We start from the raw sequence: 21726 nt of genomic DNA, 5'->3' as shown, positions 1-21726 counted from the left end.
GACATGACCGCACAGAGTGCTGCCACCGCCGCGTACGTCGTCGCGTCGCTGCTGTTCATCCTCTCCCTCGCCGGCCTGTCGCGGCACGAGACGTCGCGCAACGGCGTCTGGTACGGCATCACCGGCATGGCGATCGCACTGGTCGCGACGTTCGCGCTCGTCGCCGACGTCGCTGACGGCACCGCGATCGCGCTGCTGCTGGTCGCCGTCGTGATCGGCGCCGCCATCGGCCTGTGGCGTGCGCGCATCGTCGCGATGACCCAGATGCCCGAGCTCATCGCGCTGCTGCACTCCTTCGTGGGTCTGGCCGCGGTGCTGGTCGGCTGGAACGGCTACCTGGCGCCGAACCACCTCACGGGGTCGCTGGCCGACATCCACCACGCCGAGATCTTCATCGGCATCTTCATCGGCGCCGTGACGTTCACCGGATCGATCGTCGCCAACCTGAAGCTGTCGGCCAAGATGCGTTCGGCCCCGTTGATGCTTCCGGGCAAGAACGCGATCAACATCGGGGCGCTCGTCCTCTTCGTCGCGCTGACGGTCTGGTTCGTCATCACCCCGAACCTCACCCTGCTGATCGTCGTCACCGCCCTCGCGCTCGCGCTCGGCTGGCACCTCGTGGCCTCGATCGGCGGCGGCGACATGCCGGTGGTCGTGTCGATGCTCAACAGCTACTCGGGGTGGGCTGCCGCCGCGTCGGGCTTCCTGCTCAACAACGACCTGCTGATCGTCACCGGCGCGCTGGTCGGGTCGTCCGGTGCGTACCTGTCGTACATCATGTGCCAGGCGATGAACCGGTCGTTCATCTCCGTCATCGCCGGCGGCTTCGGCATCGAGGCCTCGAGCGGCGACGACAAGGACTACGGCGAGCACCGTGAGATCACCGCCGTCGACACCGCCGACCTGCTCACCAGCGCACGCTCGGTCGTCATCACACCCGGGTACGGCATGGCGGTCGCCCAGGCGCAGTACCCCGTGGCCGATCTCGTCCGCAAGCTGCGTGACCGCGGCGTCGAGGTGCGCTTCGGAGTCCACCCGGTCGCGGGACGCCTCCCCGGGCACATGAACGTGCTGCTCGCCGAGGCCAAGGTCCCGTACGACATCGTGCTCGAGATGGACGAGATCAACGACGACCTCGCCGACACGTCGGTGGTCCTGGTCATCGGCGCCAACGACACGGTCAACCCGGCCGCCGCCGAGGACCCCACCAGCCCGCTCGCCGGCATGCCGGTGCTGCGGGTCTGGGAGGCCGAGAACGTCATCGTGTTCAAGCGGTCGATGGCCGCAGGCTACGCCGGCGTCCAGAACCCGTTGTTCTTCCGCGAGAACAGCCAGATGCTCTTCGGCGACGCCAAGGAGCGGGTCGAGGACATCCTCAAGGCGCTCTAGGCGTTCGACGTCGTACGACCCGGGAGCCCGCGTCGGCTCCCGGGTCGTACCGTTTCTGCACTTATGTAACATCGAGGGTGGCGCATTTCGGATACCGTCGGTATCTTGACCTGATGACCTCCACGTTCACCGGCAAGGTTGCCGTCATCACCGGAGCCGCGCGCGGCATCGGCGCAGGTGTCGCTCGCGAGTACGTCCGCCGCGGCGGGCGCGTCGCCCTCATCGGCCTCGAGCCCGACGAGCTCGCCGCCGTCGCCGCAGATCTCGGCGACGCCGCGGCCTGGTGGGAGGCCGACGTCCGCGACACCGACGGCGTCTCCGCCGCCGTGGATGCCGCCGCCGCGCACTTCGGCCGCATCGACCACGTCCTCGCCAACGCCGGCATCGCGTCCTACGGCACCGTCCGCCAGATCGACCCCGAGGCGTTCGAGCGGGTGGTCGACGTGAACCTCAACGGCGTCTTCCGCACGCTGCGGGCAGTCACCCCGCACGTGATCGCGAGCAAGGGATACGTCCTCGTCGTCTCGTCGCTCGCCGCCTTCACGCCGCTGGCCGGACTCGCCCCGTACAACGCCAGCAAGGCCGGCGCCGAGGCGCTCGCTCTCGCGTACCGGCAGGAGATGTGGGTCCAGGGCGTGAGGGTCGGCGTCTGCCACCCGTCGTGGATCGACACCGACATCGTGCGCGGCGCAGAGGCGGACCTCCCGTCGTTCAAGGCGATCCGCCGACGGCTGCCGTGGCCGGCGAACGGTACGACGTCGCTCGAGGACTGCGTCGAGGCGATCGCGCACGGGATGGCCAAGAAGAAGCGTCGGGTCTACGTGCCCAAGGGCGTCGCGGTCGCCAACTTCACCAAGCCGATCTTCAGCTCCGCACTCGCCGAGCCGGTCGCCAAGCGCCTGGTCAAGAAGACCGTGCCGGCGATGGAGCGCGAGGTCGAGGCGCTGGGCCGCAACCACTCGGCCCACGTCCCCGTGACGAAGGGCTAGACCCGGCCTCGCGTCGGTGCGCTGGCGTCCACTTCGGGCCTCGCGTCGGTGCGCTGGCGTCCACCCGCGCCGCGAGGGTGGACGCTGAGGCACCGACGCCGCGCGAAGGTGGACGCTGAGCCACCGACGCCGGGCGAGGTGTGCGGGCTAGACCGCCGCGCTCACCGATGCCGCGAGGCCGACGATGTGCCCGAGCCGGGCGATCTCGGAGTCGAGGATCGGCGGGCCCCCGTGCCGCCCGAAGAGGACGGCCGCGTCGCGGTGCGGGACGGGGGCGCCGGCGAGGACCATCGAGCCCCAGTCGGCGACCGGGCTGAGCCGCTGCGCGTGGTCCATCGTGAACCACGCCTCGACGTCGGGCACGCGCTCGGGCGCGGTCGGGGTCGCGTGGAGGACGTGCAGCCCCACGTGTGCCCGGGCGACCAGCAGCGCCCAGTCGGCACGGAACGTCTCGGGGATCTTCTCGGTCAGACTCTCGAGGGCCCGTGCGGGCTCGGCGGTGAACGCCTCGACGGCCTCGAGGTCCATCGACAGGTTCGCGCCGGCGTTGTAGCGGGAGATCCACTGCACGCGCACGCCTTCGAGGTGGTGGCACGCGGTGATGAGCTTGTCCGGCATCGTCGTCACCGGCAGCTCGAGCAGCACGTCGTCGACCGCCTTGCCGTCCGAGCGGTGCTCCACGATCTCGATCGCGTGGATGTCGGCGCCTGCCCCACCGAGCGCGGTCGCGACGGCGCCGAGCGATCCTGGGACGTCCGGCAGCTCGATGCGCAGCAGAAATGCCATGGGGTCCGACTCCTCCGTTCAGCCGAGCGCGCGCCCGGAGTGCGCGCGTACGCGGTCGACGGTGACCACGGCCTGTTGCCTCGCGAAGCATACCGACTCGGCACGGAGCCATGACCGAGTCATCCTGGTACGCCCCAGAATGTCGGGCCTAGACCGGCGAGCACGGCGCCGCGCGCCGCCGCGTCAGCGGAGCGGGTCGAGCCGGGGGGCGTACGACGGGAGGGCGCGACCGGTCAGCCCGTCGGCGACCATGCGGCCGGTGAGCGGGCCGAGGGCGATGCCCCACATGCCGTGCCCGCCGGCGACGTGGACGCGGGGCGAACGGGTCGCGCCGACCAGCGGCAGCCCGTCGGTCGTGCACGGCCGCGAACCGACCCACTCCTCCTGGCGCGCGTCCCAGTCGACGCCGGTGAACATCGGCCGCGCGGAAGCGACGATCGCCTCGATGCGACGCGGCTCCAGCGGCGCGTCGGGCGCACGGAACTCCATCGTGCCGGCGACGCGGAGGCGGTCGCCGAGCGGCGTGCAGGCGACCCGCTGCACCGGGAAGTAGATCGGGTTCTTCGGCATGTGCTCGGGCACGACGGTGAAGCTGTAGCCGCGGCCGGCCTGCACCACGCGCTTCACCCCGAACGACCGGGCGAGCTCGCCCAGCCACGTGCCGGTGGCGAGCACGACGGCGTCGGCGTGGACCCGCTCGCCGTCTCGGGCCACGACCTCGACTCCACGCGCGCCCAGGTCGACCACGTCCACGACGTCGAACCCGCTCTGCAGCACACCGCCGCGCGCGACGACGGACTCGGCGAGCGAGGCGACGTACGCGGGCGGGTTCACGTAGCGCTGCCCGAGCATCCGCACGCCCGCACGCACTCCGTCACCGAGCGTCGGCTCGAGCGAACGGATCTCGTCGGCGCTGAGCAGGTCGTAGTCGACCGAGCCGCCCGAGGCGACGACGTGGGCGAGCTCGTCGACGAGGGTCTTGCGGTCCTCGACCGACGCGAAGCCGGCGAGGAACGGGTCGGCGTCTCGCAGCGGCTCGCGGACGGCGTGACCGGCCGAGCCGCCGTCGGAGAGGGCGTCATACGTGCCGAGCGCGTCGCGGTTCAGCTCGGTGAACACCGCCATGGCGGAGCGCCACTTCGCCGGGGTGCAGTGACGGGCGAAGCCGACGAGGAAGCGCAGCAGCTTCGGGTCGGCGGTCAGCGGAACGTACACGGGGGAGGTCGGGCTGAGCATCGCCTTCAGGCCGTACTTGAGGACGGCGGGCTCGGCGAGCGGCAGCGTCAGCGCGGGCGAGATCCACCCGGCGTTGCCCCACGACGAGCCGGCGGCGACCCCGGTGCGGTCGACGACCGTCACCTGGATGCCGCGCTCCTGGAGGAACCACGCGGTCGAGAGGCCGACCATGCCGGCACCGGCGACGACGACGTGGCGGGGGGTGCTCGATGCGCTCGCAGCGCTGCCCGGAGTGCTCATGTCGTCCATGCTCGGCGGGTACGGCGCAGTGCGGGCTGTTCGTTCGGCCACGATCCGCGACCCCACGGTGTGCGATCTCACAGTGCGCCCCGAATGCAGCGCACCTGGAGCGCAACGCGCCGAACCCGGCGCGCCGCGAGCGCCGCTGCCGCCCCGCCGTCAGGCGTCGAGGTCGCGCAGCTTCAGGGCGAGCCCGAGCAGCAGCCGCGTGTCCGGGTCGTCGACGTCGACGCCCGCCGCCTGCGACGCGCGGCGCAGCCGGTTGCGGAGCGTGTTGGGGTGGACGTGCAGCGCGGCGGCCGCGGCGGCGACGTCGCCCCCGTGCGCGAGGTACGCGCGGGCGCTCTCCAGCAGGTCGGCATGGTGCTCGGCGTCGAAGCGCTCCAAGGACGACAACGGGCTGAACTCCTCGTACCCCGCCAGTGCGTCGGACGCCCGTAGCGCGACCACGTCGGCGAGGACGCCGCGTACGGTCTCGACCACGCCCGTACGCCCCCGGCGGCGGACCGCACGGACCACCGCGTCGGCGTCGCGCGCCGAGACGTCGATCGCCTCCGCGGTGTCCACCGTGCGGCCGACGCCGATCACGAGCGGCCCGCGCGTGCGTGCGAGGAAGTCGCGGGCGAGCCGCGAGGCACCCGCCTCGTCACCGGAGACCACCGCGTACACGACCTCGTCGACCTGCGCCGCGGTCGCACTCGGAGCGACGGCGGCGAGGTGGAGCACGAACGCGCCCGCGCGGTGGGCAGGGACGCTGTCGCGAGCGCGGTCGGATGCGAGGACCAGAGCGGTGCACGGCATCCGCAGCCCCACGGAGCGTGCGGCCTGCGCCGCGTCGTCGCCGCCGCGCAGCAGCGCCTCGACCACCTCCACCGTCCGGCGGCGCGACGAGTCGGCGCGCTGGCGCTCGCGGACGAGCCCGCGCGCCACGACGGGAGCGCCGGCGAGGAGCGTCTGACGCTGCGCGTCGGTGAGACCGGACGGCACGGCTGCCCAGACCGACCCGAGGAGCGTGCCGGTGTCGTCGCGTACGGCGACGATGGCCCGCTGTGTCATCCCCGACCCTGGAAGGTCGACGGTGACCACGTCGTGGGAACGCGCGATCTGCGCGTAGACGCCGGCGTCGTCGAGCAGCGCCCGGTAGTGCGGCGGAACCTGACGGCCCAGGATCGTCGTGATCCGCGCGTCGTCGACGGCCTGAGAGCGGTCGGCCTCGAGACTGTGCGAGTACGCGAGGACGCTCGACTGCGGATCCTCGATCGTGATCGGCGCCCCGACGAGCTCGGCGAGGGAGTTCGCTAGGGACGTCAGGTCCTCGTCACGCAGGTCCATGCCGGAAATGTACGGGGTTTTCGTCCGGCATGGCTGTCGCCCGCCGGTCACGAGTCGATGACGGCCATTCCGTCGTGAACCGGACACCTGGCACCATGGGACCCCTATGCGCTCCCCCCGCAGCACCCCCGCCCGTGCCCGTACGCTCCGTCGCCTCACCGCCGCGGCAGTCTCGGCGACCCTTGGCGTCTCCGGCCTCGTGGTGGCCCAGGCAGCGACCGCCCCCGCGTCGACCGCGGCAGCCACGCCCGGCTACGACACGGTCTGCGAGAACATGCACACGCTCGGCACGCTCACGCGGGCCGACGTGGGGCGTGCGCGGGCGATCATGGCCGGCACCGTCGACATGAACCAGTACGGCACGATGAAGCTCGCCGCCAACCCGTCCTGGAAGCCACAGTCCGGGCTCGACCTGGCCGGCGACCGCTACATGCACTCGCTGCACTGGGCGCTGCCGCTCCTCAAGACCGGGCTTGCGCTCGGCGACGCAGAGGGCCTCGCGATGCAGCGCCGGTTCACCGCCGTCGTCCGCGACTGGGTCGCCGACAATCCCGTGAAGAAGCGCACGTACTGGCAGAACCACCCCCAGTACCTCGGCTTCCGCATCGGCACGTTCGTCTGCATGAACCGCCTCGCGGCGTCGTCGACCGACCGGGCGTGGGCGGCCGCGCAGCTGCGCGTCGAGCTGGCGAAGGGCCTCGCCTACGGCACGTCGGGCAACAACACCACGATGAACCTCAAGCTCACCGCGTACGCAGGCGCGAAGCAGGCAGGCAGCCAGGCACAGCGCACCAAGGCACGCCAGCAGGCGCTCGCGGTGGCCGCGCGCCTCGCGCACTCCGACGGCTCGGACCTCGAAGGTGCGCCCGGCTACGGCATGTACCTCGGCACGATCATGCACCGCACCTACAACGTCTTCACCGTCTACGGCGCGAGCGGCTCGGCTGCCTCGATCGGCTCGATGATCGCTGCGCGCGGGGCCTTCTTCACGCACGCGAGCCGGCCCGACCGCTACCTCGAGACGATCGGCGACACCCACCTCCAGCGCATCCCGTCGGGCGTCTTCCCGGCGTCGTCGAGCGCGGAGTGGGTCCGGACGTCCGGCGCGAGCGGTCGCAAGCCGACGAGCAACTACTCCCGTTTCGCGGGCGGCTACGCGTTCGGCCGGTCCGGGTGGGTCGCGGGCGTCGACACGTCGTCCACGTTCTACTCGCTGCGGACCGCCGACCGGTACGCCCTCCCGTCGCACCGGCACGCCGACACCACGGCGCTGACCGTCTTCGCCGACGGAGTCTCGTGGATCGCCGACCCCGGCCCCTACGCGTACAACGGCTCAAGCCTCCGCTCCGCCGTCGTCCGCCGCAACGCCCACAGCGCGCTGATCGCACCCGGATCCCCGAACCGCTCGGTCCTCGGGCAGGTCAAGGCGTCGGCAACCTCGGCGAGCAGCGACCGTACGTGCGTGTACGACCCGGGCTACCTGAGTGGCAGCGGCTTCGAGCTGGCGCGCTGCGTCTACTACCTCCGCACCATCGACGCCGTGGTGGTCGAGGATCTCGTCCGCTCCACGAAGGCCTCGGGCACCGTCCAGCAGCAGTGGGTCCTCCCGACCGGTGTCAGTGCCAAGGCAAGTGGCCACTGGGTCTCGATGACCGGCAAGGACGCCACCGGCGCGACCCGCAGTGCCCGCATGCTCACCAGCGGCGCCCCGCGCACGTACGCCGGCTCGACGTCGGCCGGGATCCTCGGCCAGTCGTACGGCGTCTCGACCCGCGGCTCCGTCGTCCGCGTGCCGATCTCGGTGAAGACGGGCAAGACCGCGCGCGTGGTCACGGTCTTCACCAGCAGCGGCTCGCCGTCGGTCGCGCGGACCACGAGCAGCGGCCGCAAGGCGCTGCGGGTCGCGGTGAACGGACGTGCGGTCACCTTCTCGACGTCCGTCAACGAGTTCGCACGGCTGGCGGCGAAGGTGTCATTCAGCCGGTCGAAGGCGAAGGCGCGGGTCGGTCAGAAGGTCCGGTTCAAGGCTCGTGCCACGTCGCTGGGCCTGCCCGCGAAGCGCGCGAAGGTCGTGCTCCAGGAGTGGCGCAAGGGCAAGTGGCGCAAGGTCCGCACGCTGCGCGCCTCGAAGACCGGCAGGGTCGCCACGAACGTCCGCATGACCTCGAAGGGCAAGAAGCGTTTCCGCGTCGTCGTCAAGGCGAAGGCGGGCAGCAAGGGCTGGCGCACGGCGACCTCGGGGACGCTCACGGTGAAGGTCAAGAAGCGACGCTGACGGCGATCGGCCGGCTCAGGTCGTCGGCACCTTCGGCTTCGGGGCGGTGAGAGCGATCAGGGACCGCCACGTCGCCGCACCGACCACGGCGGACCCGCCCAGGTGGCGCGCCCCCTTGTACGACCGCATCCGCGCCCGCGACGAAGCGTCCCACACGCCGGTGACCGGGATGCGCAGGGCGTGCTGGACCGCTCGTACGGCGGGGCCACGCATGCCCTTCGTGATCCGTAGGCCCGAGTACGCCACCACGCTGCGGTGGACGGCCGAGGATCCCCTCGGCGCGGTCACGCGCGGGTACCACGGACACGGAGTCGCCCGGCGCTTCGTGTACCGCCCCGCCCAGTTGAGGTCAGCCGGCCGGCACGGCCCGTAGTTCGCGCCCGCGACGGTGCCGTCCCAGTACGACGTGTAGCCGCGCGCCCCCGCCCACGAGAGCGAGAGGTGGACGTGGTTGCGGTGGCAGGTGGTGTCGCTGCCGGTGCCGGAGCGGCCCTTCGCGGTGCAGCCGTTGTAGACGCGCCACCCCTCGCGCGACCGCGAGGTCGACCAGATCCGGTTGTTCCAGATGATGTACATGACGCCGAGGCGGCGCGCGTTCGCGAAGCGGTTGCCCGCGGCGTCGGTCGCCAGCAGCCACGCGGCCAGGTCGTTGCCGCGCTTCTTGCCCTTCGCCGTGCGGGCGTTGGTCATCCAGTCGACAGCCCGGCCGTCGTAGTGCTCGCTGCTCGACGACCCGCAGTCGCGAGCCCCCATCCAGCTCGTCACCGGCCAGGTCTTCACCAGGAGGTTGCCGAGCTTCACGGTCCCCGGCTGCGGCTTGGCGCAGCTGACCGGACCGATGTGCGGCGCCGGCAGTTCGATGGTCGACAGCGCGACCGGACTCGGCGGCGCCTTGGCGGCGGACGGTGCGGCCAGTGCGAGAGTCAGGACGGTCGGCGCCAGCAGCAGCGACGCCGTACGCCCGAGGTGCGTACGAGACATGGTCTTCCCCCCGAAGACCGCCCTGCGCACCGGCGACTTGGTCGACGTCGGCTTCCCCACGCGGGGCGATCCGTCCCCACGCTACGTATTGCACCGAATGATGCATCTCGAATATTTCGGACACGACGCTGCCGTCAGCGTTGGTCCGTCCGTGGTCACCCGAAACGCTGACGTGACCACTCAGGCACCAACGCGCGGATCTCCCCGCCGCCCCACGGTCAGGCGAGGTGACGGGCCAGGAACTCGCGCGTACGGGGATCGCTCGGATCCGTGAAGACCTGCTCCGCCGTCCCGCGCTCGCAGACGACACCGCTCTCGAGGAACAGCACCTCGTCGGCGACCTCGCGGGCGAACTGCATCTCGTGGGTGGCCATCACGATCGTCATGCCCTCGGCCTTCAGCTCGCGCACCGCCTCGAGGACCCCGCCCACGAGCATCGGGTCGAGCGCGGAGGTGACCTCGTCGAGCAGCAGGACCTTCGGCTCCATCGCGAGCGCGCGTACGATCGCGACCCGCTGCTGCTGCCCGCCGGACAGCGCGTCGGGGTGCTTGCGCGCCTGGTCCGCGAGCCCGAACCGGGTCAGCAGCGCCGTCGCCCGCTCCTCGGCGTCACCCCGACGAGCACCCCGGACCTTGCGCGGCCCGAGCGTGACGTTGTCGAGGACCGACATGTGCGGGAAGAGGTTGAATGCCTGGAAGACCGTGCCGATGTCGCGGCGCACGTCGTCCACGTCGACCCGCGGGTCCGTGATCTCGGCGCCGTCGAACCAGATCTCGCCGTCGTCGACGACCTCGAGGAGGTTGAGGCACCTCAGGAGGGTCGACTTGCCGGAGCCGGACGCACCGATCAGGCACACCACGTGGTGGGTGTCGACGCTCAGGTCGACACCCTTCAGGACGTCGTGGTCGCCGTACGTCTTGCGGACGCCGCGAGCCTCCAGCAGGGCGCTCATGCCGCTCCGCTCTGTCGTCGGGCCGCCCGCAGGGACAGCCAGTCGGTGAACCGGGCGAGGGGGATCGTCGCCACGATGAAGAAGGCGGCCGCCACGACGTACGGGGTGAAGACGAAGTCGCGGCTGGAGAAGATCTGCGCCTGCCGCAGCGCCTCGACGAGACCGATGACCGACAGGAGGGCGGTGTCCTTCTGCAGCGAGACGAAGTCGTTGAGCAGCGGTGGCGTCACCCGGCGGAGCGCCTGCGGCAGCACGACGTGCCGGAGGGTCTTGCCGTACGAGAGGCCCAGCGACCGTCCGCTCGCCCACTGGCTCGGGTGGACCGAGAGGATGCCCGCGCGGATCACCTCGGCGACGTACGCGCCGTAGCTCAGCGTCAGCGCGATGACGCCGAGCCAGAACAGGCTCGTCGGCGCACCCTGGAGGCCGAGGGCCGGGATCCCGAACCCGACGAGCAGGACGACGAGCAGCGTCGGCGTGCCGCGGAAGACGTCGGTGTAGACGGTGGCGACGACCTTCAGCGGCGCCATCCACGCCGAGGGCACGACGCGGACGACCGCGACGAGGAGCGCGAGCGCGAGGATCAGGACCTCGGCGACCAGGAACGCCTTGATGTTCGTGAGGAACGCCCTCGCGATGTCCGGGAACGCCGCCTTCGCGTCGTCCCAGTCGAAGTACGTCTCGCGGACGCGCTCCCACCCCGGCGCGGAGGTGATGAGGAGCCACGCGACGACGAGGACGACGACGGTCGAGACGAGCGCGATCGTCATCCGGCGGCGGTCGCGGCGGCGCCTGTACGCCAGTCGTTCGAGCTGGCGCGCGCTCACCTCCCAGGAGGTGCTCACGACAGCTCAGGCACACCCGTGGTCTGCGACAGCCACTGCTCTTCGAGGTCGGCGAGGGTGCCGTCCTCACGCAGCGTGGTGATCGCCTCGTCCAGGCAGGTGACGAGCTCGCTGTCCTTCTGGAGCAGCAGGCCGAACTCCTCGCTCTGCCCGGTCTCGGGCTGGAACTGCCCGACGATCACGCCGGGCTCGGAGAGCACGGCAGCCGTCGTGTAGAACGCGGACGGCAGGTCGAGGACGAGCGCGTCGATCTGGCCGACCTCGAGCGCCTTGGTGGCCTGGTTGCTGTCGTCGTACACGCGGGGCTGCTTGGTGGGCGCGATCTGGTCGATGGCGTTCAGCGACGTCGTGCCGACCTGGGCACCGAACTGCGCGTCCTTCAGCTCGGCGAAGCTCGTGGCCTTCGCGTACGGGCTGTTCTCGAGGGTGATGATCGCCTGCGCGGCCTTGTAGTACGGCTCCGAGAACGTGACCGCGTTGGCCCGCTCCTCGGTGATCGAGACCTGGTTGATGTCGAAGTCGAACGACTTCTCGCCCGGCTGGTAGCTCGTGTTGAACGGCACCGCCTCCCACACGACCTCGTCGTCAGCGAAGCCGAGCTGGTCGGCCACGGCGTACGCGACCGCGCTCTCGAAGCCCTTGCCGTTGCTCGGGTCGTCGTCGACGAACCACGGCTCGTATGCCGGGGAGTCGGTGCCGATCGTCAGCTGGCCCGCCTTCTTCAGAGGGAGGTCCGCCTTCTCACACGACGCCGCGCCATCGGACGCGTTGGTGTCGTCGTCGCCCTCGTCGGCCGGGGCGCACCCGACGGCCAGCGTCAGGAGGGATGCGGCGGCGAGGGCAGCAAGACGGGCGGGACGACGCACGGGATTCATGGACAAAGCGTATTCCAGCACCACGCGCGTCACGTGAGCAGGCGACGGCGGTAGCCCTCGGCCACCGCCGAGGCTCGATCACGAACGCCGAGCTTGCCGTAGATGTGTTGCAGGTGGGTCTTGATGCTCGCCTCGCCGATGAAGAGCGCCGCAGCGGCCTCCCGGTTCGAGCTGCCGTTCGCGACCAGCTGCAGCACCTGCTTCTCTCGATCGGTCAGCGTGCCGGCGCCGGGCCTCCGAACCTGCCCCATGAGGTGCTGCGTCACCGACGGCGCGAGCACCGACTCGCCACGGGCGGCTGCACGTACGGCGCGCATCAGTTCGTCGGGCAGAGCATCCTTCAGGAGATAGCCGATCGCACCCGCCTCGATCGCCGGCAGGACGTCGCTCTCGCTGTCGAAGGTGGTCAGGATCAGCACTCGGGCACTGGGAACCCGCTCGCGCAGGGCCGCGGTCGCGGCGACGCCGTCCATCCCGGGCATCCGAAGGTCCATGAGCACGACGTCCGCTGCCAGCTGCTCCGCACGCTCGATGCCCTCGGCGCCGTCCCCGGCCTCACCGACCACGACGATGTCCTCGGCGTCCGCGAACGTGTCGCGAAGCCCGCCCCTCACGATCGGGTGGTCGTCGACGACGACGAGTCGGATCATCGGTCGGTCTCCCCCTCTGCTCTCGTGCCCCCGGGGGCGATCGCCGGGACGCGCGCACTGACGGATGTCCCTTCACCCGGTGCGCTCTGCACCTCGACGTGACCGCCGACCCCTCTGATGCGTTGGCGCATGCTCGTCAGTCCGAAGCCGGTGCCGACCCCTGTCACGAACCCGCGTCCATCATCACGCACGTCCAACAGCACCTCGGTGCCCGTGTACGACAGGGTGACACCGACGCGCGAGGCCTTCGCGTGCTTCGCCACGTTGGTCAGCGACTCCTGCGCGACCCGGAAGAGCGACACCTCGATCGCCGGGCTCAGTGGCTCTCGGGTGCCGGTGACCTCCACCTGCGCGCTGACCCCCTGGTCCTCCGACCATCGCTCGGTCAAGGTGCGAAGCGCGTCGGGGAGGTGCGCTCGCCCGAGCTCCTGCGGAGCGAGCGCCCGCACGGACCGTCTTGCCTCGGTCAGGCTGCTCCGCGCAAGCCGAAGTGCACGCGCAACGTGTTCTTCCGTCTCGCCCCGCCGACTGGCGGAACGCTCCGCTGCCTGGAGCTGCGTGATGATGCCGGCGAGACCCTGAGCCAGCGTGTCGTGGATCTCGCCGGCCAATCGCTGTCGCTCGTCCTGCGCCCCGGATTCACGCGCCTGGGCGACCAGCTGCGCATGAAGCCCGGCGTTCTCGTGCAGTGCCGCCTCGAGCCGCTCGACGAGCTCCTCCCGCTTGCGTTCCTCCGGCTCGCTGCGCGCCGTCAGCACGATACCCACCCCGATCGCCGCAGTCTGCACGGCGACGATCAGGATGAACTCCGCCAGCACGTCCGCGGTCGGGTCTGCCCACACGCGCATCACCGAGGCGTTGAGGACCACCGAGGTGGCCAGGACTCCGAGCACCCCCAACGGCCACGGCCTGAGCAGGTACGCGTGGAAGAAGCCCGCGATGGTGAAGACGAGGAAGACGTCGGAGTACGTCATGAGGGTGACGCACAGCGCCAGCAGTCCGACGAAGAAGATGCCCGCCGACACGGGGCGGAGCGTCCTCCTCTTGAGGGGCAGCGTGTGACAGAACAGCACCCACAGGACCGCGACCGCGACCAGCCCGAGGACGGTTACGCCCTCGGGCCAGAATCGTTCACCGGAGGCCGGAAGCACCCACGAGAAGTAAATCGCCGTCGAAATCGTCAGCAGCAGCCACGGGGTGATCAGCTGCAGCAGGTCCCAGATCCGCAGCTGCTGCGCTTTCCAGGCCAATCGGGATCGATTCGCGATCTCCGCCTCTTCCGCGACGACGGACCCGTACGTCCCGGAGCGCGGGCGCTCGCCGGCCCCGGCATCCCGAATCATCGACACCTACTCCCAGCGGAAGCGCTTCGCGGCGATCGCGCTCGTGATCATGGCGACACCCGCCATTATGGCAATCTGCAGCCAGAAGGCCTGCCCACCGGCGGTGGCGGTGATCTCACCCGCTTCGGCGGACCACGCCGCGGTGAGAGCCTGCAGTCCGGGCGGGATGAACTCGCCGACCTCGCGCAGCACGTCGGGCATGAGGACACGGGGCAGGAATGCCCCTCCGAAGAACATCAGCGCGACGAACATGACGGTCCCGATCTGGTTCGCGGCGCTGCTCGTGCGGGCCATGGCCGCGGTGACCATGCCGAGCCCGAGCAGTGCCGCATAGCCGACGACGAAGGCGACGACGAACTCCAGGGGACGCTCGGGCGGCGCGATGTCCAGCACCGCCCACGCGAGGAAGATCATGAGGGCCGCGGCGACGACCACGGAAGCGAACGCGACGATCATCTGCGCGAGCAGGACGTTCCGCGGATGGGCCGGGGTTGTCGACAGCCTGCGCAGGATGCCGCGTTCACGATACGTCGCGATCACCGTCGGGACGTGCTGCACGGCGATCATCACCATCCCGAACACCAGTGCCGTCGGCGCCCAGACGTCGATGGACCGGAGCCCGCCGGTTTCCGGTGACGACTCTCTGAGCGTCGGGATGGCACCCAGCCCGAGCAGGAGGCCCGTCGGGAACAGCACACCGAAGGTGACGGTGGCAGAGTCTCGAAGGAAGAGCTTCGTCTCGATCTTGACCATCTTCGAGAGAGCACGCATCAGTCGATGCTGCTCTCGGAGGGTTCTGGGGACTCCGCGGCGCGCCCCGTGAGGGCCACGAACGCGTCGTCGAGGTTGCGCTGGTCGATGCGGAGATCCTCCGCCACGACCTGCGCCCTGGCGAGCGCTCCTGCGACGCTGGTCAGAAGCGATCCCCCGCCGGTGACCAGCCAGCGGCCGTCCGTGATCTCGACCTCGGTCACGTCGGGAAGCTCGGTCAGGACGCTCTCGTCCAGCGGTCGACTCACGCGGAACCGGACCTGCTGCACCGCAGTCGACTGCGCAATCAGGCCTGCGGGCGTATCCACTGCGGCGACGCGGCCTCCGTCGATGACGGCGATCCGGTCGCTGAGGCGCTCCGCCTCATCCATGAAGTGCGTGACGAGGAGGATCGTGACGCCCGTGCCACGAACCCGCTCGATGAGGCTCCAGGTGTCGCGCCTCGCCTGTGGGTCCAGTCCCGTCGTGAGCTCGTCGAGGATCGCGACCGACGGATTGCCGACCAGGGCGAGCGCGATCGAGAGCCGCTGCTTCTGCCCGCCTGACAGAGCCTTGTACCGGGTGTTGCGCTTCTCGGTGAGACGGAGGAGCTCCATGAGCTCGCGCCAGTCGGCGGGGTTCCGGTAGAAGGAGCTGTAGAGCTCGAGGGCTTCGGCGACCGTGATCGCGTCCGGGAAGCTGCTCTCCTGCAGCTGCACGCCGAGTCGCTCACGCACCTCCGCGCGGTCCTTGATCGGGTCGAGTCCCAGTACGGAGATCGAACCCGAGTCGGGAGTTCGCAGGCCGGCGATGCTCTCGACGGTTGTCGTCTTGCCGGCACCGTTGGGCCCGATGATGCCGAAGATCTCTCCCGCTTCGACCGTGAAGGAGACGTCGTCGACGGCAACGTGCGGCCCGTAGCGCTTGTGCAGGTTTCGTACTTCCAATGCGGTCACACTGCGACGCTACGAGCGCACCGCCCCCGCCACATCGACCGCAGCGTCTGAGCCTGGGTTGATTCGCGCCTCCACCGTTCGGTGGATCTCCAGCATCTTGCGGAGTGTACGAAGCGGCATCCGATGAGTTCCGCACGGCACGACCGTCGTACGGGTGAGTGCAGATGCGGACGGTCCGCGGCGCGAGCTCGGAGGAAGACGATGTCATTCCAGGCGTACCTCGACACGATCGAGAAGAAGACCGGCAAGACCCCCCGCGTGCTCGTCGAGGAGGCGAAGGCGCACGGGTTCGCCGAGCCGGGCGCGAAGGCCGGGCAGGTCGTCGCGTGGCTCGACGAGGAGTACGGCGTCGGCCGAGGTCACGCGATGGCGCTGTGGCACGTGATCCGCAACGGCCCGACGATCAGCTCCAAGCACGTCGGCACCGGCGGGACGCACAGCGACGCGTCGGACACGCTCTGGCTCGACGGCGCCGCGACGAACCCCGGCTGACGGCGGCCTCGATACGCCCTCGCCCAGGGGCTCGGACTACTCGACCATCCCAGGGGCTCGGACTACTCGACACATCCCAGGGGCTCGGACTACTCGACCATCCGAGGGGCTCGGACTACTCGACCATCCGAGGGGCTCGGACTACTCCGCCGGCGGACGAGCCAGCAGTCCGCGCTGCTGGAGGATCGGGCCGACGCCCTCGGCGAACCAGTACGCCTCCTCGACGTGCGGGTAGCCCGACAGCACGAACTCGTCGATCCCGACCGCGGCGTACTCGCCGATCAGGTCCGCGACCTCCGTGTGGCTGCCGACGAGTGCGGTGCCGGCTCCGGAGCGGACGAGACCGACGCCCGACCACAGCCCCGGATAGACCTCGAGGCTGCGGGCGTCGGTCGGCGCCTGCCCGCCGTGGAGCTCGCGCATCCGCTTCTGGCCCTCGGACTCGCTGGACGCCAGCACTGCCTGCGCCTTCGCGACCTCCGCAGGATCGAGGTCGGCGAGCAGCCGGTCGGCCAGCGCCCACGCGTCCTCGCTGCTGTCGCGCGTGATCGTGTGCAGCCGGATCCCGAACCGGACCTCGCGGCCCTCCTCCCCGGCGAGCTTGCGGATCCACTCGATCTTCTCGGCGACCTGTGCGGGCGGCTCTCCCCAGGTCAGGTAGACGTCGACCTGCCGCGCGGTGACGGGGCCCGCCGCGGCAGACGATCCACCGAGGTAGATCGGGGGCACGGTCGCGGGCTTGCGCGTGCGGGCGTCCACTACGTCGTAGAACGCGCCGGCCTGGTCGTACCCGTCGCCGGTGAAGGCACCACGGAAGATCGACAGGAACTCCTCCGCGCGGGCGTACCGGTCGTCCTTGCCGACCCGGTCTCCGAAGCGCTCCTGCTCGGACGGGTCGCCGCCGACGACGACGTTGATCGCCAACCGGTCGCCGGAGACCCGCTGGAACGTCGACGCCATCTGCGCGAGCAGCGTCGGGCTGATCAGTCCGGGGCGCGCGGCGATGAGGAACTTCAGCCGGTCGGTCTGGGTCAGCAGCGCCGACGCGATCACCCAGGCGTCCTCGCACGGGGTGCCGGTCGGGGTGAGGACCGACTCGAAGCCGAGGCGCTCCGCCGTACGCGCGACGTCGACGAGGTAGTCGAGGTCGGGCTCGCGGTAGCGTCCCGCGGTGTGCGCGGCGCCGCCCGCCCGGGCGAGCTCGGTCGGCACGCTGTGGCCGCCGCCGACCAGCGTGCGGCTGTCTCCGGTGGTGGGGAGGAACCAGTGCAGCTTCATGACACTCCTGGAGGACGGCGACAGACCACGTAACCCTTCCTGGTCGCGAGCCCCTGCGCACGACTAACGGTCAGGTCGATCGAAAGCGTACGAGTTCGCCGGTCTGCGACGAGATGGCCCGGATCGCGTGCGGCAGCGGCCTACGTTCTCGACCATGCGCCGCCGTCCCCGCCTCTTGGGCCTCAGCTGGCTCCCCGCCGTGGTCACCGCGGTCGGGGTGCTCGTGCTGTGGACCGTCGTCGCGGCCTCGGACTGGATCCAGCCTGCGTACCTCGCGCCGAGTCCGCTCGAGGTCTGGGACGCCTTCGTGCGCGCCAACACCTACCACCCGGTCGGCGGCGGGGTGGACCGCGTCGTGCGCGGCGAGGAGAACTACTTCCTCTGGGAGCACCTCGTCGTCAGTCTGCGCCGCATCGCGATCGGGCTGGTGCTGGCGATCCTGGTCGGCGTCCCGCTGGGCCTGCTGATGGGGACGGTCGAGTCCGTACGCCGGGTCGCCGGGCCGTACCTCGACTTCCTCCGGTCGATCCCGCCGCTGGCCTACATGGGCTTCCTCGTGGCGTGGTTCGGGATCTACGACACCTCGAAGATCTGGCTGCTGTTCCTGGCGGCGTTCCCGCCGATCGCGCTCGCGACCATCAACGGCGTACGGGGTGTGCGCGAGGACCAGGTGAACGCCGTGCTCTCGCTCGGCGCCTCCCGGCGTCAGGCTGTCACCTCCGTCGTCCTCCCCGCGACGACGCCCGACATCCTCAGCGGGATCCGCGTCGCGGTCGGCTTCGCCTGGACCACGGTCGTGGCCGCCGAGCTCGTCAACGGCCTCCCCGGCATCGGCGGGCTCGCCTACCTCTCCGGCACCCAGAACAAGATCGCGCTGTCCGTGGCCTGCATCCTCGTCATCGGCCTGACCGCGATCGCCCTCGATTTCGTCATCCGTCTCATCGAACGAACGCTCGCCCCGTGGCGAGGAAAGGCCTGACCATGCTGCCTTGGAAGAAGTCCGTGCTGACCGCGAGCCTGCTGACGCTCGCCCTCTCCGCGACCGCGTGCGTCGGCGGCGGCGAGGAAGCGACCGCGGGCGGCTCGGACTGCCCGTGGGAGCCCGACGAGTCGATCACTGCGACCGTACGGATCGGCTACCAGAAGATCCCCAACGGTGACGTGGTCGTGAAGGACCAGAAGATTCTCGAGAGCTGCGCGCCGAACGCGACGATCACGTGGAGCAACTTCGCCTCCGGCGGCGACGTCGTCCAGGCGTTCGGCGGCAAGAGCCTCGACCTCGGGCTCGTCGGCTCGTCGCCGGCGACGAAGGCGCTGTCCGCGCCGCTGAACCTGCCGGTCTCGGTGGTGTGGATCCACGACGTCATCGGCGCGGCCGAGTCTCTCGTCGTGCGTGACGGTGCCGCCACCGACATCGCCGGGCTCAAGCGCAAGACGATCGCGACACCGTTCGGGTCGACGGCGCACTTCTCGCTGCTCCAGGCGATCTCGGACGCCGGTGAGGACGCGGCCGACTACAAGCTCGTCAACGCCGAGCCGGAGCAGATCGCGCCGGCGTGGACCCGGGGCGACATCGACGCGTCTTGGGTGTGGGACCCGACGCTGAGCGAGCTCAAGAAGGACAAGGGCACTGTCATCCTCACCAGCGAGGACACCGCGAAGGCCGGGAAGCCGACGTTCGACGTGGGCATCGCCGACAACACCTTCGTGGAGAAGAACCCGGACTTCCTCGCGCTGTGGGCGAAGGCGCAGGACCACGCGATCGCTCAGATCGCGGACGATCCGGACAAGGCGGCCGAGAGCGTCGCGGTCGAGGTCGGCGTGACGACGGACGAGGCGAAGGCGCAGTTCGACGGATTCGTCTATCTGTCGGCAGCCGAGCAGGCCGGCCCCGACTACCTCGGCGGCAAGCTCGGGAAGGACCTCTTCGCGACGGCGCAGTTCCTGCTCACCCAGGACGGCATCGCGGCGGTCGGCCCCGAGTCGGCGTACGCCGATGGTGTCGACGCGAGCGCGGCGGAGGCGGCGAGCAAGTGACCGCCACGTCGGTCCGTACGCACTCCGGCGCCGTGCGGGTCGCGGGAGTCGAGCACGTCTTCGGCTCCCGCGGCGCCGAGGTGCCGGCGCTGGACCGGATCGACCTCACGATCGAGCCCGGCGAGCTGGTCACGCTCGCCGGGCCGTCGGGGTGCGGCAAGACGACGCTGCTGCGTCTGGTCGCGGGGTTCATGCGGCCGACGTCGGGCAACATCTCGGTCGGCGACCGGGAGGTCCGCGGTCCCGGCGCCGAGCGGGGCGTCGTGTTCCAGCAGCCGACGCTCTACCCGTGGCTCGACGTCCGCGGCAACGTCGCGCTCGGACCGAAGCTGCGCGGGGTCGCCAAGGCGGAGCGGACGGCGCGCGCCGACACGTACCTCGACCTGGTGGGCCTGACCGACTTCGCCGACCGACGGCCGTACGAGCTGTCCGGCGGCATGCAGCAGCGGACGCAGATCGCGCGCGTGCTGGCGAACGATCCCGACATCGTGCTGATGGACGAGCCGTTCGGCGCGCTCGACGCCCTCACCCGTGAGCGGCTGCAGGGTGAGCTGCTCTCGCTCTGGCGCGCGACGGGCAAGACCGTCCTCTTCATCACCCACGGCGTCGACGAGGCGGTGCTGCTGGGGACGCGGGTGCTGGTGATGAGTCCTCGCCCCGGCCGGATCGTGCTCGACGAGCCGGCCCCGTTCGCCGCAGCGTCGGCGGACGTGGACCCGAAGGACCTGCGCGCGTCGCCGGAGTTCGCCGAGCTGACGCGTCGTGTCCGCGAGGCCATCACCTGACCGTCCCTGCTCACATCTCTTCGCGCTCGCGAAGGCAAGTGTTGCCTGCTGGACAATGGACACGCCTGCGCCTGCTCCCCACACTGGGGTTCGTGATCACGTAGCCTTCTGTCGTGACCCTGATCGGAGTCCGCGAGGCGGCCGAGCGCCTGGCGATCAGCCCTCGCCGCGTGCAGCAGCGCATCGAGGACGGGTCCCTTCCCGCGATCCGCGTCGGCTCGCAGTGGGCGATCGACCCCTCCCGCCTGCCGCTCGCCGCTCCGCGCCGCTCGCGCCCGCTCTCACCGCGGATGGCGTGGGCGATGCTCGACCTGCTCGCCGGCAGGGAGCCCACGGTCGCCTCTACCGAGCGCGCCCGCCTCAGGACGTACGCCGAGCGTCTGCAAGCGGCCGACGATCCGGCAGCGCTGCTGCGCGCCTGGATGGTACGGCGCGCCGACCGCGTCGAGTTCCGCGTCGCGCCAGCCGACCTCGACGACCTCCGCGACGACGACCGCCTGCGCCGCGCCGGCACCAGCGCCGAGGGCAGCTTCATCGTGAGCCCGACCCTCGAGGCGTACGCCGTGCCCACCGACGTCGATGGCCTGGTCGACGACTACTTCCTCGTCCCGGCGGACCGCCAGCAGGGCAACGTGATCCTCCACGTCACCACCGTGCGACCCGACACGTCGGCGTGGCCGGTCCTGGCGACGGACCTCGCCGAGCACCTAGGATCCCGCGAGAGTGCTCGTGCGAACGAGCTCGTCCGGCTCGGATCGGCGGGAGGTGAGGTGGCCCCGTGAGCATCATGCTGCCCGTGATGAGCGCCCAGCAGGAGGAGTCCTGGCTCGGGCTGTTCCACCTCGCCCGTACCGTCCCGGACGGCTGGACGCTGGTCGGCGGCCAGATGGTCCACCTCCACTGCGCGGAGCGCGGCGTCGAGCCGTACCGATCGACGCCCGACGTCGACACCGTCCTCGACGTCCGGGGCCACCCGCAGATCCTCATGACGGTGACGTCCGCGCTCGCCGAGGCGGAGTTCGAGCCGCGCGGGCTGACCGCGAGCGGCAAGCAGCACCGGTGGGTGCGGGGTGCCGCGACCATCGACGTCCTCATCCCCGCGTTCACCGGCCAGCCCGGCCGCAGCACCGGCGCGAGCGGCTATCCCGGCCTCGCGACGCCGGGCGCGATCTACGCATTGCGCCGGTCGGAGTCGGTGGAGGTCACGGTCGGCGACACGACCGGCACCGTACGCCGGCCCACGCTGCTCGGCGCGCTCGTGATCAAAGCCGCCGCGCACTCGATCACCGTCGATCCCGCACGCGAGCGCCACCTCGACGACATCGCGCTCCTCGCCTCGATGCTGACCGCGCGCGACCTGCGGGGGGCGGCGTTGTCCCGAGGCGAGGCGAAGTACGTCCGCGAGGCCGTCCCCGTCGCGCAGTCCCACCTCGCCACGACGATGATCGACGGCGCGCTCGACGGGCTCGCACGCCTCGAGCGGCTGACCGCGTCGGTCGAGACCGCGACCGAGCCGACCGGCTGACCGCTCCCG

At 70.7% G+C, this 21726-nt stretch carries 21 protein-coding genes; 9 read left to right on the top strand and 12 right to left on the bottom strand.

What is annotated here, in order from left to right; translation table 11 throughout:
• The first annotated feature begins 3 nt into the window (after positions 1–3).
• Both pntB and GH747_RS03985 read left to right on the top strand, forming a co-directional pair.
• A complete protein-coding gene (gene pntB, locus GH747_RS03990; RefSeq protein ID WP_149768230.1) occupies positions 4–1389 on the top strand; it encodes a Re/Si-specific NAD(P)(+) transhydrogenase subunit beta in 1386 nt (461 codons plus the stop codon).
• Positions 1390–1502: 113 nt separating this feature from the next.
• Positions 1503–2378 carry an SDR family oxidoreductase gene (locus tag GH747_RS03985; RefSeq protein WP_149768229.1) on the top strand — a complete coding sequence of 292 codons (876 nt, stop codon included), beginning with the start codon at positions 1503–1505 and terminating at the stop codon, positions 2376–2378.
• Between the two features lie 147 nt (positions 2379–2525).
• Here the strand turns inward: GH747_RS03985 and GH747_RS03980 are convergent, their stop codons facing one another.
• From GH747_RS03980 to GH747_RS03970, 3 genes are all read right to left on the bottom strand, one after another.
• Positions 2526–3155: an ACT domain-containing protein gene (locus tag GH747_RS03980; RefSeq protein WP_407663244.1), complete on the bottom strand. Its 630-nt coding sequence runs from the start codon at positions 3153–3155 to the stop codon at positions 2526–2528.
• A 192-nt stretch (positions 3156–3347) separates the two neighbouring features.
• Positions 3348–4640: an NAD(P)/FAD-dependent oxidoreductase gene (locus GH747_RS03975; protein ID WP_149768227.1), complete on the bottom strand. Its 1293-nt coding sequence runs from the start codon at positions 4638–4640 to the stop codon at positions 3348–3350.
• A gap of 159 nt (positions 4641–4799) precedes the next feature.
• Positions 4800–5972 (bottom strand): PucR family transcriptional regulator, encoded by a 1173-nt coding sequence (locus GH747_RS03970; protein WP_149768226.1) that lies wholly within the window; start codon positions 5970–5972, stop codon positions 4800–4802.
• A 106-nt stretch (positions 5973–6078) separates the two neighbouring features.
• Between GH747_RS03970 and GH747_RS03965 the strand changes: the two genes are divergently transcribed.
• Positions 6079–8247, top strand: coding sequence for a heparinase II/III domain-containing protein (locus GH747_RS03965; RefSeq protein ID WP_149768225.1), 2169 nt, complete (start codon positions 6079–6081; stop codon positions 8245–8247).
• 15 nt (positions 8248–8262) lie between these two features.
• Here GH747_RS03965 and GH747_RS03960 read toward each other — a convergent pair whose 3' ends face one another.
• From GH747_RS03960 to GH747_RS03925, 8 genes are all read right to left on the bottom strand, one after another.
• Positions 8263–9228: a peptidoglycan-binding domain-containing protein gene (locus GH747_RS03960; protein WP_149768224.1), complete on the bottom strand. Its 966-nt coding sequence runs from the start codon at positions 9226–9228 to the stop codon at positions 8263–8265.
• 218 nt (positions 9229–9446) lie between these two features.
• Positions 9447–10181 carry an amino acid ABC transporter ATP-binding protein gene (locus GH747_RS03955; RefSeq protein ID WP_149768223.1) on the bottom strand — a complete coding sequence of 245 codons (735 nt, stop codon included), beginning with the start codon at positions 10179–10181 and terminating at the stop codon, positions 9447–9449.
• Entirely contained in the window at positions 10178–11026 is an 849-nt protein-coding gene (locus GH747_RS03950; protein ID WP_228552763.1) for an amino acid ABC transporter permease, read from the bottom strand. The genes GH747_RS03955 and GH747_RS03950 overlap by 4 nt, the downstream gene beginning before the upstream one ends.
• The gene (locus GH747_RS03945) at positions 11023–11901 is read right to left on the bottom strand and encodes an ABC transporter substrate-binding protein (RefSeq protein WP_149768222.1); all 879 of its coding nucleotides are present in this window, start codon (positions 11899–11901) and stop codon (positions 11023–11025) included. Before GH747_RS03945 ends, GH747_RS03950 begins: the two co-directional genes overlap by 4 nt.
• A gap of 29 nt (positions 11902–11930) precedes the next feature.
• Positions 11931–12551: a response regulator gene (locus tag GH747_RS03940; RefSeq protein WP_149768221.1), complete on the bottom strand. Its 621-nt coding sequence runs from the start codon at positions 12549–12551 to the stop codon at positions 11931–11933.
• The gene (locus tag GH747_RS03935) at positions 12548–13894 is read right to left on the bottom strand and encodes a sensor histidine kinase (protein ID WP_149768220.1); all 1347 of its coding nucleotides are present in this window, start codon (positions 13892–13894) and stop codon (positions 12548–12550) included. The genes GH747_RS03940 and GH747_RS03935 overlap by 4 nt, the downstream gene beginning before the upstream one ends.
• Positions 13895–13900: 6 nt before the next feature.
• Complete coding sequence (locus GH747_RS03930) at positions 13901–14665, bottom strand: ABC transporter permease (protein WP_205602746.1); 765 nt, start codon at positions 14663–14665, stop codon at positions 13901–13903.
• Positions 14665–15600, bottom strand: coding sequence for an ABC transporter ATP-binding protein (locus tag GH747_RS03925; RefSeq protein WP_149768219.1), 936 nt, complete (start codon positions 15598–15600; stop codon positions 14665–14667). The genes GH747_RS03930 and GH747_RS03925 overlap by 1 nt, the downstream gene beginning before the upstream one ends.
• A gap of 201 nt (positions 15601–15801) precedes the next feature.
• Here GH747_RS03925 and GH747_RS03920 point away from each other — a divergent pair, with 201 nt between their 5' ends.
• Positions 15802–16092, top strand: coding sequence for a DUF4287 domain-containing protein (locus tag GH747_RS03920; RefSeq protein WP_149768218.1), 291 nt, complete (start codon positions 15802–15804; stop codon positions 16090–16092).
• Positions 16093–16233: 141 nt separating this feature from the next.
• On the opposite strand, the gene GH747_RS03915 is transcribed toward GH747_RS03920, so the two are convergent.
• Positions 16234–17370 (bottom strand): LLM class flavin-dependent oxidoreductase, encoded by a 1137-nt coding sequence (locus GH747_RS03915; protein WP_149768217.1) that lies wholly within the window; start codon positions 17368–17370, stop codon positions 16234–16236.
• A gap of 154 nt (positions 17371–17524) precedes the next feature.
• Here GH747_RS03915 and GH747_RS03910 point away from each other — a divergent pair, with 154 nt between their 5' ends.
• The 5 genes from GH747_RS03910 to GH747_RS03890 all read left to right on the top strand — a co-directional run bounded on the left by GH747_RS03910 (position 17525) and on the right by GH747_RS03890 (position 21717).
• A complete protein-coding gene (locus tag GH747_RS03910; protein ID WP_149768216.1) occupies positions 17525–18349 on the top strand; it encodes an ABC transporter permease in 825 nt (274 codons plus the stop codon).
• 2 nt (positions 18350–18351) lie between these two features.
• Entirely contained in the window at positions 18352–19407 is a 1056-nt protein-coding gene (locus GH747_RS03905) for a taurine ABC transporter substrate-binding protein (protein ID WP_149768215.1), read from the top strand.
• Positions 19404–20192, top strand: coding sequence for an ABC transporter ATP-binding protein (locus tag GH747_RS03900; protein ID WP_205602745.1), 789 nt, complete (start codon positions 19404–19406; stop codon positions 20190–20192). Before GH747_RS03905 ends, GH747_RS03900 begins: the two co-directional genes overlap by 4 nt.
• A 113-nt stretch (positions 20193–20305) precedes the next feature.
• The gene (locus tag GH747_RS03895) at positions 20306–20974 is read left to right on the top strand and encodes an excisionase family DNA-binding protein (RefSeq protein WP_149768214.1); all 669 of its coding nucleotides are present in this window, start codon (positions 20306–20308) and stop codon (positions 20972–20974) included.
• A complete protein-coding gene (locus GH747_RS03890; protein WP_149768213.1) occupies positions 20971–21717 on the top strand; it encodes a hypothetical protein in 747 nt (248 codons plus the stop codon). Before GH747_RS03895 ends, GH747_RS03890 begins: the two co-directional genes overlap by 4 nt.
• Positions 21718–21726 lie beyond the last annotated feature (9 nt).

The sequence above is a fragment of the Mumia xiangluensis genome (assembly GCF_010994095.1).
GTDB lineage: Bacteria > Actinomycetota > Actinomycetes > Propionibacteriales > Nocardioidaceae > Mumia > Mumia xiangluensis.
The sequence above is the reverse complement of the archived record's forward strand: the minus strand, read 5'-3'. Positions and strand labels throughout refer to the sequence as shown.

Excerpts from the sequence above, each read along its gene's own strand:
- pntB (WP_149768230.1), top strand. The coding sequence starts at position 4 with ATGACCGCACAGAGTGCTGCCACCGCCGCGTACGTCGTCGCGTCGCTG.
- GH747_RS03985 (WP_149768229.1), top strand. The coding sequence starts at position 1,503 with ATGACCTCCACGTTCACCGGCAAGGTTGCCGTCATCACCGGAGCCGCG.
- GH747_RS03975 (WP_149768227.1), bottom strand. The coding sequence starts at position 4,640 with ATGAGCACTCCGGGCAGCGCTGCGAGCGCATCGAGCACCCCCCGCCAC.
- GH747_RS03970 (WP_149768226.1), bottom strand. The coding sequence starts at position 5,972 with ATGGACCTGCGTGACGAGGACCTGACGTCCCTAGCGAACTCCCTCGCC.
- GH747_RS03965 (WP_149768225.1), top strand. The coding sequence starts at position 6,079 with ATGCGCTCCCCCCGCAGCACCCCCGCCCGTGCCCGTACGCTCCGTCGC.
- GH747_RS03960 (WP_149768224.1), bottom strand. The coding sequence starts at position 9,228 with ATGTCTCGTACGCACCTCGGGCGTACGGCGTCGCTGCTGCTGGCGCCG.
- GH747_RS03955 (WP_149768223.1), bottom strand. The coding sequence starts at position 10,181 with ATGAGCGCCCTGCTGGAGGCTCGCGGCGTCCGCAAGACGTACGGCGAC.
- GH747_RS03945 (WP_149768222.1), bottom strand. The coding sequence starts at position 11,901 with ATGAATCCCGTGCGTCGTCCCGCCCGTCTTGCTGCCCTCGCCGCCGCA.
- GH747_RS03940 (WP_149768221.1), bottom strand. The coding sequence starts at position 12,551 with ATGATCCGACTCGTCGTCGTCGACGACCACCCGATCGTGAGGGGCGGG.
- GH747_RS03935 (WP_149768220.1), bottom strand. The coding sequence starts at position 13,894 with ATGATTCGGGATGCCGGGGCCGGCGAGCGCCCGCGCTCCGGGACGTAC.
- GH747_RS03930 (WP_205602746.1), bottom strand. The coding sequence starts at position 14,665 with ATGCGTGCTCTCTCGAAGATGGTCAAGATCGAGACGAAGCTCTTCCTT.
- GH747_RS03920 (WP_149768218.1), top strand. The coding sequence starts at position 15,802 with ATGTCATTCCAGGCGTACCTCGACACGATCGAGAAGAAGACCGGCAAG.
- GH747_RS03915 (WP_149768217.1), bottom strand. The coding sequence starts at position 17,370 with ATGAAGCTGCACTGGTTCCTCCCCACCACCGGAGACAGCCGCACGCTG.
- GH747_RS03910 (WP_149768216.1), top strand. The coding sequence starts at position 17,525 with ATGCGCCGCCGTCCCCGCCTCTTGGGCCTCAGCTGGCTCCCCGCCGTG.
- GH747_RS03905 (WP_149768215.1), top strand. The coding sequence starts at position 18,352 with ATGCTGCCTTGGAAGAAGTCCGTGCTGACCGCGAGCCTGCTGACGCTC.